At 60.6% G+C, this 4,480-nt stretch carries 4 protein-coding genes; all 4 read right to left on the bottom strand.

Annotated features, from left to right (window positions below; translation table 11 throughout):
• Window positions 1–1,341 (bottom strand): TonB-dependent siderophore receptor (locus Q8K05_RS09685; RefSeq protein WP_305246423.1); only part of this gene is annotated, 1,341 nt, incomplete at its 3' end.
• A 281-nt stretch (window positions 1,342–1,622) separates the two neighbouring features.
• Complete coding sequence (gene ahpF / locus Q8K05_RS09680) at window positions 1,623–3,194, bottom strand: alkyl hydroperoxide reductase subunit F (protein ID WP_305246422.1); 1,572 nt, start codon at window positions 3,192–3,194, stop codon at window positions 1,623–1,625.
• A 79-nt stretch (window positions 3,195–3,273) separates the two neighbouring features.
• Entirely contained in the window at window positions 3,274–3,846 is a 573-nt protein-coding gene (ahpC, locus tag Q8K05_RS09675) for an alkyl hydroperoxide reductase subunit C (protein ID WP_305246421.1), read from the bottom strand.
• Window positions 3,847–4,106: 260 nt separating this feature from the next.
• Window positions 4,107–4,480 (bottom strand): kinase/pyrophosphorylase (locus tag Q8K05_RS09670; RefSeq protein ID WP_305246420.1); only part of this gene is annotated, 374 nt, incomplete at its 5' end.

Here is a 4,480-nt window from a genome sequence, read left to right as displayed (position 1 = left end):
GGGCTTGGTGCCGACCAGGGCCGCGTAGGTGGACCGGCTGGCATTTTCAGCGGCGTATTCCGCCCCGACCAGCAGATTGTTTTTTCGGCCAAACCACTGGGTGCTCGTGAGGTAGTCGGTTTGCACAAAGGTGTGGTGCTCCTGGCCCGACTTGGCGTTGCTGCGCCGGTTCACGACCGTGTTGTCGTTGAGGTTGGCCGCCGTCGTGCCGGCTGCAAAACTCGATTGCGTGGCCCACATGGCCCGGGAATAGTAACCATCACGCACACTGGTTTTCAGGCTGCTGCCATCGGCCCAGCGGTGGGTGTGCGACAGCGTCAGCACATTGGCCTTGTCGTTCTGGAAATCGCTGTCCAGACCGTACCAGTAGTTGTGGGTAGGCGAGGGGGCCGGGCGGCCGTTGAGCCAGGCAAAGCCCCAATCGGGTTTGTCGTTGTAATGCAGGTGGTAGTAGCTGATCTCAAATTCGTTGGCAGTGCCGATGCCCAGACGGTAGTCCAGCGCCAGGCCGCGGCGATGGGTGGATGCGCCCGCGTTGTCGCCGCGTCCGTCGCTGTCGGTCGCCATGGCATTGATGCGCAACGCGGCGTCGCCCGCCAGCTTGAAATTGAAGTCGCCCTGATAACGCTGGTAGTTGTTGGTGCCCATGGTTGCGTTGGCTTCGTGCTCCGTGATCAGGCGCGGCTGCTTGCTGACCTGGTTGACGATGCCGCCGGTGGAGCCGCGGCCAAACAGCATGGAGGCCGCGCCGCGCAGCACCTCCATCCGGTCCGTATTGAACACATCGCGGTTGTACTGGGCCATGTCGCGCATGCCGTCCAGGTAAATATCCCCCGCTGCGCTGAAACCGCGCAGGCGGATGTTGTCGCCCACGCGGCCGCCTTCACCGGCCTCAAAGGTGATGCCGATGACGTTTTCCAGCGCGCTCTTGAAGCTGTCCTTGCCCTGGTCGTGAATCAGTTTGTCGTTGACCACGGTCAGGGACTGCGGAATGTCTTTGGCCAGAACCGGTGTTTTGCCCACGCTGGTGATGCCGCTCTGGTAGGTTTGAGCGGCGCGGTCGCGGGTGCCTGTCACGGTCACGGGCGCCAGCGTTTTACTCTCGGCTGGCGAGGGGGCGGTGACATTCGGTGAATCCGCGCCAGGAGCGGGCGCGCTGCTTTGCGCCCAACCGGAAACCGATGCCGCCAGCATCATGGCGCCCAGCGGCAGCAGTGCTTTGTGGGAGGCGGGTGGCTGGCTGGTTGAGGCGGCCAGGGGTGAGCGGGCCGATGAAATGCCGCCAGGGCGGGACGGTTGTTGGCGCCAGGCGCGTGCTGTGCGAGCAAAAGAGTGTGCCAATATGGCCTCCAAGCAGGGTCCGGCTTTGCGGGGCGGCGGACCGGGTTACAGGAATGGCTTGGCTGTGCTCGAGGCGGTCCCGGAAGACGTGAGTTGGCTGGCGTAAAGTTCGCTTTAAAGTATATATTGAATGCGAATTATTCGCAAATAAGGCGATAGAAGTTCAGGACTTGATGCGCTTGAATTCGTGGTTTTGTCGCAGTTTGGCAACACGCAATGGGGCCTGTCAATCGATTGATCCTTCAGCGCTGCGCCGCCGTTTCGGGCAGCGCTGCACACCTTCAGGCCGCGGGCGCCGAGATACGGATCAGGTAATCGAAAGCGCCAAGCGCCGCCTTTGCGCCGTCCCCCGCCGCGATGATGATCTGCTTGAACGGCACCGTGGTGGCGTCGCCCGCTGCGAACACGCCCGGCACCGAGGTCTGGCCTCTGGCGTCCACCACGATCTCGCCGTGTTTGGACAACTCGACCACACCCTTGAGCCAATCAGTGTTGGGGATCAGTCCAATCTGCACGAACACGCCTTCGAGTTCGACCCTGTGCAATTCGTTCGTGGCGCGGTCCTTGTAGACCAGTCCGTTGACCGTCTGGTCACCGGTGATCTCGGTGGTTTGCGCGTTGGTAATCACCGTCACATTTTTGAGGCTCACGAGTTTGCGCTGCAGCACCGCGTCCGCGCGCAGTTTGGCGTCGAACTCAATCAGCGTGACATGGCCGACCAGGCCCGCCAGGTCGATGGCGGCTTCCACGCCCGAATTGCCGCCGCCAATCACCGCCACGCGCTTGCCCTTGAACAGCGGGCCATCGCAGTGGGGGCAATAGGCGACGCCCTTGTTCTTGAATTCGGTTTCGCCCGGCACGTTGATGTTGCGCCAGCGCGCGCCGGTCGAGATGACCACGGATTTGCACTTGAGCGAGGCGCCGCTTTCAAGCTGGATCTCGATCAGGTCCTGGTTGGGGCCGGTATTGGGAATCAGCGCCTTGGCACGCTGCAGGTTCATGATGTCGACGTCGTAGTTGCGCACATGTTCTTCCAGCGCGTGCGCGAATTTCGGCCCTTCGGTTTCCTTGATCGAGATGAAGTTCTCGATGCCCAGCGTGTCCAGCACCTGGCCGCCAAAGCGCTCCGAGGCCACACCGGTGCGTATGCCTTTGCGGGCGGCGTACACCGCCGCTGCGGCGCCGGCCGGGCCGCCGCCGACGATCAGCATGTCGAACGGGGCTTTGGCGCCAATCTTTTCCGCTTCGCGCTCGGCACCGCTGGTGTCGATTTTGGCGAGTATCTCTTCCAGACTCATGCGGCCCTGGCCAAACTCGGTGCCGTTCAGGAGCACGGTCGGCACCGCCATGATCTGGCGCGCCTTGACTTCGTCCTGGAACAGTGCGCCGTCAATCATCGTGGTCTTGATGCGCGGGTTTTGCACCGCCATCAGGTTCAGCGCCTGGACCACGTCGGGGCAGTTGTGGCAGGTCAGTGAAATGTATATCTCAAATTCAAAGTCGCCATCAAGCGCGCGAATCTGTTGCAGCACCTCTTCTTCGACCTTGGGCGGGTAGCCGCCAATTTGCAGCAGCGCCAGAATCAACGAGGTGAACTCGTGGCCCATCGGCAGGCCGGCAAAACGCGGGCCGTGGTTTTCGCGCGGGCGGTTGACTGAAAACGAGGGCTTGCGGCAGGTATCGTCGCGGCTTTCGGTCACGCTGACCAGGGGCGAGCAATCGGTGATGTCCTTGAGCAAGGCCCGCATTTCGCCCGAAGCCTTGCTGTCGTCCAGCGAGGCAACGATCTCGATCGGCTGCGTGGCGCGTTCGAGGTAACTCTTCAGTTGGGCTTTTGTGCTGGCGTCAAGCATGGCGGACTCACATTCAATCTAAAGGGAGAAACAAAAAAGCCCGGGAACAAGTGCCCCGGGCCTGGGGCAGCGCGATGACTTAGATTTTGCCGACGAGGTCGAATGAAGGCTTGAGCGTCTCGGCGCCTTCGGTCCACTTGGCGGGGCAAACTTCGCCCGGGTGAGCGGCCACGTACTGGGCGGCCTTGACGCGGCGCAGCAGTTCGGCGGCATCACGGCCAATGCCGTTGTCGTGCACTTCGATGGTCTTGATCTTGCCGTCCGGGTCAATCACGAACGTGCCGCGGTAGGCCAGACCGGCGTCTTCACCTTCTTCAATCAGCACCTGGAAGGCGCGGGCCAGTTGCTGGCTCGGGTCGCCAATCAGCGGGTACTGGACCTTGGCGATGGTGTCCGAGGTGTCGTGCCAGGCTTTGTGGGTGAAATGGGTGTCGGTCGACACGCCGTAGATTTCAACGCCCATTTTCTGGAATTCAGCGTAGTGGTCGGCCAGGTCGCCGAGTTCGGTGGGGCACACAAAGGTGAAGTCGGCCGGGTAGAACACGACGACGGACCATTTGCCCTTGAAGTTGTCCTGGCTGACAGGAACGAACTTGCCGTTGTGATAGGCGGTCGCTTTGAACGGGATGATTTCTGTGTTGATCAGGGACATGGAATTTTCCTTGGTGAGTAAAAAATGGAGCAGGTTGGAAGTTTACATCTATTGATTATTAATTTTTAATAGAAATATGCTATTAAAAGAATTGGCATTGCCTATCTGTTGGATTTTTCTCGCAGCCCGTCTCAAGCCAGGCTACGGCTCCGAGCCCCGTAGGCGCTTTGGTTCATGTATTTTAGGCCTCTAGCCCAATAAGCACGGGTGCAGGTAGCTATAAAAATAGTAGCATTTGTCGTGGTGCGCCTGCTCAAATCTCAGTATTCCAGCCGCTCCGGCCTGATTTCCTGCAGGATGGTGGTGGCAATCTCTTCAATCGACTTGGTGGTGGTGGACAGCCAGCGTATGCCTTCGCGCCGCATCATGGCTTCGGCTTCATGGATTTCGTTGCGGCAGTTGGCCAGGCTGGCGTAGGTCGAGTTGGGCCGGCGCTCGTTGCGGATCTGGCTCAGGCGCTCGGGGGCAATCGTCAGGCCGAAGATTTTCTTGCGGTGCGGCGCCAGTGCCGGCGGCAGCTGCCGGCGGTCAAAATCCTCGGGAATCAGCGGATAGTTGGAGGCCTTGAGGCCGTACTGCATCGCCAGATACAGCGACGTAGGCGTTTTTCCGCTGCGGCTGACGCCTACCAGAA

The organism is Polaromonas sp., from assembly GCF_030682935.1.
Lineage (GTDB): Bacteria > Pseudomonadota > Gammaproteobacteria > Burkholderiales > Burkholderiaceae_C > Polaromonas.
Note: the sequence above shows the minus strand (reverse complement) of the source record. Positions and strands in the feature narration are given on the sequence as shown.

Coding starts and splice junctions, on each gene's coding strand:
- ahpF (WP_305246422.1), bottom strand. CDS start 3,194: ATGCTTGACGCCAGCACAAAAGCCCAACTGAAGAGTTACCTCGAACGC.
- ahpC (WP_305246421.1), bottom strand. CDS start 3,846: ATGTCCCTGATCAACACAGAAATCATCCCGTTCAAAGCGACCGCCTAT.